The organism is Okeania sp. SIO3B5 (genome assembly GCF_010692555.1).
In the GTDB taxonomy this organism is placed as follows: domain Bacteria; phylum Cyanobacteriota; class Cyanobacteriia; order Cyanobacteriales; family Microcoleaceae; genus Okeania.
The window spans coordinates 1-6,171 of sequence record NZ_JAAHHG010000573.1 but is presented as its reverse complement, the minus strand read 5'-3'; the positions used below and the strand labels follow the sequence as shown (position 1 = coordinate 6,171).

Here is a 6,171-nt window from a genome sequence, read left to right as displayed (position 1 = left end):
ATTTTGAGCGCAAATAAGCGCCTTTAAGCTCTGAGAGAATATTTGGTTCAACGTTGCTTAAAAGCCTCTATCCCCGTGTCTCCGTGTCCCCGCGTCCCCGTGTCTATCGAGAATGAAACAGCCCTCCCTCCTGGCAGGGGCGGGGGTGGGTTGGGCAGGGGCAGGGGTGGGTTAACTTCTAATATCGTGTTCGATAGCATCGTTTGTGTATAAAATCAAGGTGACACTCTTGAGAAAACCTTCTGCCTCCTGCCTCTTGCCTTCTGCCTTCCTTCCACCAAAGTCTAATTATTCAACCGGACATGATATAACTTCTGACTTCTGACTTCTGACTTCGTTAATATCGGAGATGTCTAATGATATTAGCTATGATTACCTCAGTTCCAATTAGAAAGAAAGGGGATGTATTTTGGTTTCTTACCTACTCCCCCACTTCCCCACTTTCCGTATCCGTATATCCGTGCCATAATCCGTGTGAGCCACTCCCCCACTTCCCCACTTTCCGTATCCGTATATCCGTGCCATAATCCGTGTGAGCCACTCCCCCACTTCCCCACTTTCCGTATCCGTATATCCGTGCCATAATCCGTGTGAGCCACTCCCCTACCCCTATACAATATCCGTATATCCGTGCCATAATCCGTGTGAGCCTCCCTATACAATTATGACTGCACCACTACCCAAAATGTGAGGAGCTAGCTATGCCCAATCAATATTTATCTCCAAAAAATCTGTTAAAATCAAAACTTTTATTAAAATTTCTTGGATTAGTAGGAACACTGGTAATTAATTTTAGTTTTACTCGGCCAGTTTTTGCAGCCTTCTTAACAGACTGGTTTTTTGACTCAGACAATAATCAACTCCAGTTTACTCTCCCATCAGGTACAGCTCCTAGTTTTTCTTTGGAAAATGAACCAGCTCGCCTGATTGTATATATTCCAAATACAGAAGTTAGTGTAGATGTAACTGAGTTATATCCCGATGGTTTGGTGCGCCGAGTTAGTCTTTCTCAAGAGCAACCAGAACAAGCAAAAGTTATTATAGATTTTGCTCCTGAAGTAGTTATCTCTACTCAACAAGTACAATTAGAACAAGTTGAACCACAGGAAAATAGTTGGCAGTTACGTTTGCTTATGGCTGAGGGAGAATTTTCAGAGCCATCAGAAGCAATAATTTCAGCTCGACAGGCAACTGAGCCAGAAACTACAGAGGTAGAAAATTCTCAAATTACCGAACAACAAGCAACTGAGCCAGAAACTACAGAAGTAGAAAATTCTCAAATTACCGAACAACAGGTAACTGAGCCAGAAACTACAGAAGTAGAAAATCCTCAAACTACCGAAGAAGAAGATAATCAAGCTTCTACTCAACCAAAGCAAGATAGTGTCGGTTTGTTAGACACTGCTCCGGAAGAAGAATCTCCTTTACCGAACCCAGGGCCTTCTCCAGAGCCTTCCGTACCATTTTTGGTCATTCCTACTGACAGGCCAGGTAGATTTAGGTCTCCAATAATAGATGCTCTGGGTAATGAAAAACCTGAAACCGAAAGTTCTCAGGTTGTAGAAATACCCGCACTTGAGACGAGAGAGGAAGAAGAGACAGTTATTTCACTTCCTCCAGAGTCCAGAGAAAAATCAAAATACAATACTACAGCATCAGTAGGTGTGATTACTTTTGGAGAACCTTTGCCTGGATCATCGGGGCAAAAACAATCTGAAGATAATTCTTCCATATTAATTGAGGAAGGAGAAGTTATAGGTTTAATTTATCCTTCTCAAAAAGTTACATTGCCGCTAGATATTGAGATACAGGAAGTTTTGCTGCTCAAAGAGGCGATCGTTGACGAATCTGGTAGAGTTATAGTACCAGCTAGAACACCTGTAGTTGGTGGTTTTGATACTATGAATAACGGAAGTAAATTTATTGCCAGGGCTATATATTTAGATGAGCGCTTAATTCCTTTTTCTGCCGAATCAGAATTACTCCGAGGCCGTCCTAATGTAAATGAAAAAGTTTTGGCTGCCAGTAGTGCTGGTGGAGGGTTAGGATTATTAATACTGACAGGTTCAGGTTTTGGTTTTCTGGCAGGAGCAGCTCTTGGTGCTGGTGGTGTTGTTCTTACTTCTCCTCGTTCTGTTACTCTAGAAGGCAAAAATATTATAGAAGTTCGTGTAGTTAAGGATTTACCTCTTTCTAGGTTTTACGACGATATTGGCGGTTTTTAGAGGTAGACTTCCCCACTTCTTACAAGGGTAAGTTTTTTAAGATTTGACGCGGTGACGCGGTGACGCGGGGATGTGGAGACATGGAGACGCGGGGACGCGGTGACGCGGTGACGCGGGGATGTGGAGACATGGAGACGCGGAGATTGGATAATTGAGTAATTAGGGCTTGCTGATTAAATATCACGCGTATTGACTGATATTGGTTTGAGCAATTTTAGGTCCCGAAATTGTACCAGCTTTTCGGTTAATAGAGTTGAAAAAATGAGTATTTTGAGGTAAGGCGAGGCAGACAAATCAAGAAACTATTATTTCAAGGAATTACTCTATAACTCCCCTAAACTCTTGAGTTTTAACTATTCCCTATTCCCTGCCTCAGCAAAAAGACTTTATGAGCGCAAACCCTAATTAGGGTTTGCTGAAAAATTGGTTGGTGGGGGTAGGACACGGGGACGCGGAGACGCGGGGACGCGGAGAATGGTGAACAGACAACAGTTTCGGTCATTTTATGTAAAGAAATTTTCTTGAATTTCAGCAAAAAATTTCAGTGTTTTGAGGCAAATAAGAGCCATAAACTAGGAGATAAATTGAATATAAAAAGCTATTTTGCCTTAGCTATCCTGACTTTTAGCTTTATTCAGCAAACCCTAATTAATTCAATCTACTAACTCTATTCATGATTATAAAACCGTCGCGTCCGTCTATCTGTGAGTCTTCCCCTCTCCGCGTCCCCGCGTCCCCCTTTCTCCGTGTCTCCGCATCCCCGCGTCCCCGCGTCCCCCTGTCTCCGTGTCTCCGTATCAAAACCTACTCCCTTAGAAATTATTTTCAGGAGCATTTCCCCCTGGCCCTAATTGATCGGGTAAGAAGAGGTTTTGAGCACTATCGTTTTGATAGATACAGTTAATCTCTGGATCATCATTAATATTTCCGGTATAACCAAAAGTATTCATTCGATTTTTACAATCGCGTACTTGCTCGTTGTTGACTAAGTTTCTTTTCTCCAAAATTGACCAGTTATTTCTGCGGATGACACATCCTGGTTTGATATTTGGTTGAGACACATATACATTAAAAGGATTGAGAGTCAAGAAAACTCTCATATTCGTTACCATAGCACTAGCTCCAAACTGTACACAAAGTTCTGGGTTTGGTACGCTGCGATCGATAAATTCACGAGAGGCCACATTTTGGGGAGTAAAATTAGCGGTGGAGCTAAAGGCAATGCCGATGCCAATACCTAAAACAAATACTCCTCCTAAAATTGCTATAGTGGCATAGTTGAATCTAGATGGTTCGGTGGTAGTTTGAGGTCTACGTTTCATATAAATTATAAATAAAGTTAAGTTATGGAGCTTCTTAGATTATAATTCTCAAATTAGAGCGTTTGAGTCAAAATTTAAAAGTCAAAAGTTTAGATAACCCCCTAATTTTGATTTTTTTGATTTACTTTGTTGAGTAATGTTAAGTTTTATGTTATAATTATCTTAGTATAATAAAAGTTATACATAAATATAGTCATATATAGTCAAGTGATGTCAAATATCTTCGTTAGATTTGTACAAAAGAGCTACTAAATATTTGACAACATTTAATCACTTTTGACTATCTGTATTAATGGTATAATCAAATTGGCCCAGAGTTACTGGGTTAATCAATGAGTTATGTGAACGGTTCTCTAAACATAATGAGAAAAGCAGCTCTCTTTTGTCTTTGACTATGGGAAGCGAGGGTGTTGTAGTGCCTCCTCCGGAGGAGCTGCGCTAACACGAGCGTCAGGGTAACTCCTGCAAAATAAGGATATGTCATATTTGACTATATTTTTATGAACTATATACTTACAATATCTGGGTATCATAAACATTCAAAACAAATATAGTTAAATATAGTCATATGGTCTCCAGAAATTTGGGCGACTATTGACATAATCTAACAATGTCTGTGATAAGAACGAAAATCAAATATCCTCAAGAGTCAACGATCTGAGTTCAATAGGGTGAAATTCCTGGACTGACACGCTACCTCTAGACACATCAGAACCTATGTCCAAGCCTCTGTATTATGACCAAGTAAAAATTGAATCAGAGAGATAATCATGCAAAGAGGAAAAGAAAAAAGCAGTCCCAAATGCTTTTAGCTATGGGAAGCGAGGGTGTTGTAGTTAACCCAGTCAAGGTAACACTTGCAAAATAATGATATGTCATATTTGACTATATTTTTATGTCTCGTCGCCGAGGGGCACTCGGAGACGTTAAACGGACACAGAGGAAGCGTTAGACTGGCATTGCCAGCATTTTCCAGTGAGGTGTCAACCCGCCCTGAGTCGTTCAGTCAGCTTAGTCTGTTTGATTGGTGGATGGGAATCCCGCGCTGTCTCGCAGAGCAGCGTCGGGAGGATGTCAAGAACTATTAGTATTCTTTAAACAGGATAGAGTAGTGTCTGTCGAGACTATAGAAAAACGTTCCACTTCCACAGTCCGTAAACCTGCACCACGTTATCGTGTATTACTCCATAATGATGATTTTAATAGTATGGAGTATGTTGTGCAGGCTTTGATGAAGACAGTGCCGAGTCTAACTCAACCCCAAGCTGTCGATATTATGATGGAAGCTCATAGTAATGGTATTGCATTGGTAATTACCTGTGCTTTAGAACACGCTGAGTTTTATTGCCAAAATTTAAAACATCAGGGACTAACTAGCACTATAGAACCTGATGATTGATTTGATAGTAATTTATAGAAACCGATTTTCGACTTTGAGAAGCTCGGTTTCTCTTTTTTATAGGTGTTGGTAGTGCCAAATTTATTATTCGGCAAAATTGCAAAGTTTCCGGTTCCTATAAGAGTAGGAATTTTTATTTTAATATTACTTCTGAGTTGGATACCACTAGCAGCACCAATATATTTTTTTGGGCGAGATGCAAATTTGGCGAGTATATTGGCGATCGCTCTCCTATATATAGAGTTTATTATTTTGGTCCAGTTTTGGGGAAAGAAAGTTTATCAACAACCACACCTACTACGTCGCTACGGTTTAGAAATAAGTAGGCGCAACTTTCAGAAATTTTTGCAAGGTTTAGGAATAGGTTTAGTTAGTCTGTTTGGTTTTTTTATATTAGAAGCGCTTCTGGGATGGGTAATATGGCAGTCACCTTCAGCAAAGTTACCTCAATTTATTCTGGAAGGTTTATTGGTATCTGTGGGTATTGGTTTTGCTGAGGAGTTACTATTTCGAGGTTGGTTATTGGATGAGTTGGAGCGAGACTACAAACCAAAAGTAGCTTTGTGGGTAAGTAGTGTTGTATATGCTTTACTACACTTTATTAAACCAGTGGCAGAAATTTTACGAACTTGGTTTCAGTTTCCTGGTTTGGTGTTGTTAGGTTTAATCTTTGTTTGGGCAAAACGTGATGAAGAAGGAAGAAGGAAGAAGGAAGAAGGAAGAAGGAGAAAGTGGATGGGGACTCAAATCCTAACCAAGGAAGAAGGAAGAAGGAAGAAGGAAGAAGTAAGAAGGAAGAAAGAAGTAAGAAGTAAGAAGAAGTGGATGGGGACTAATTATAAAGACCTTGTAGATAGTGAGGTATTAAACTTAAAAGAAAAAGATAAATTGACTTATTATCAACAAGAATTATTGGGTTTGCCTATTGGTATTCATGCTGGTTTTGTTTGGGGTTATTACATTATTAATGTTGGTGGTTTAGTTAAATATTCTAGTGTAGTTGAAGAGTGGATAGTTGGGATGAATGGTAATCCTTTAGCGGGTGTAATGGGGTGGTTATTTTTAGGGGCGATCGCTTTGTTTATTCAGCGAAAGTGAAACTGATTTATCTGCTGAATAAAGTCTTTTTGTTAGGGTAGGGACCCACCCCTAATCCCTCCCTGGAGGCGGATGGGGATATGGGGAGATAGGGAGATGGGGATATGGGGAGATGGTGAGATGGGAA

Annotated in this window: 4 protein-coding genes; 3 read left to right on the top strand and 1 reads right to left on the bottom strand. The window is 40.2% G+C overall.

The window, feature by feature from the left end:
- Positions 1-701 precede the first annotated feature (701 nt).
- Positions 702-2,225 carry an AMIN domain-containing protein gene (locus F6K54_RS38455; protein WP_293089373.1) on the top strand — a complete coding sequence of 508 codons (1,524 nt, stop codon included), beginning with the start codon at positions 702-704 and terminating at the stop codon, positions 2,223-2,225.
- A gap of 812 nt (positions 2,226-3,037) precedes the next feature.
- Here the strand turns inward: F6K54_RS38455 and F6K54_RS38450 are convergent.
- Positions 3,038-3,547 (bottom strand): DUF3172 domain-containing protein, encoded by a 510-nt coding sequence (locus tag F6K54_RS38450; protein WP_293089371.1) that lies wholly within the window; start codon positions 3,545-3,547, stop codon positions 3,038-3,040.
- 1,111 nt (positions 3,548-4,658) lie between these two features.
- On the opposite strand from F6K54_RS38450, the gene clpS reads away from it, so the two are divergent.
- Positions 4,659-4,946, top strand: coding sequence for an ATP-dependent Clp protease adapter ClpS (gene clpS / locus F6K54_RS38445; RefSeq protein ID WP_293089369.1), 288 nt, complete (start codon positions 4,659-4,661; stop codon positions 4,944-4,946).
- A 72-nt stretch (positions 4,947-5,018) separates the two neighbouring features.
- The gene (locus tag F6K54_RS38440) at positions 5,019-6,044 is read left to right on the top strand and encodes a CPBP family intramembrane glutamic endopeptidase (RefSeq protein WP_293089367.1); all 1,026 of its coding nucleotides are present in this window, start codon (positions 5,019-5,021) and stop codon (positions 6,042-6,044) included.
- Positions 6,045-6,171: the final 127 nt, after the last annotated feature.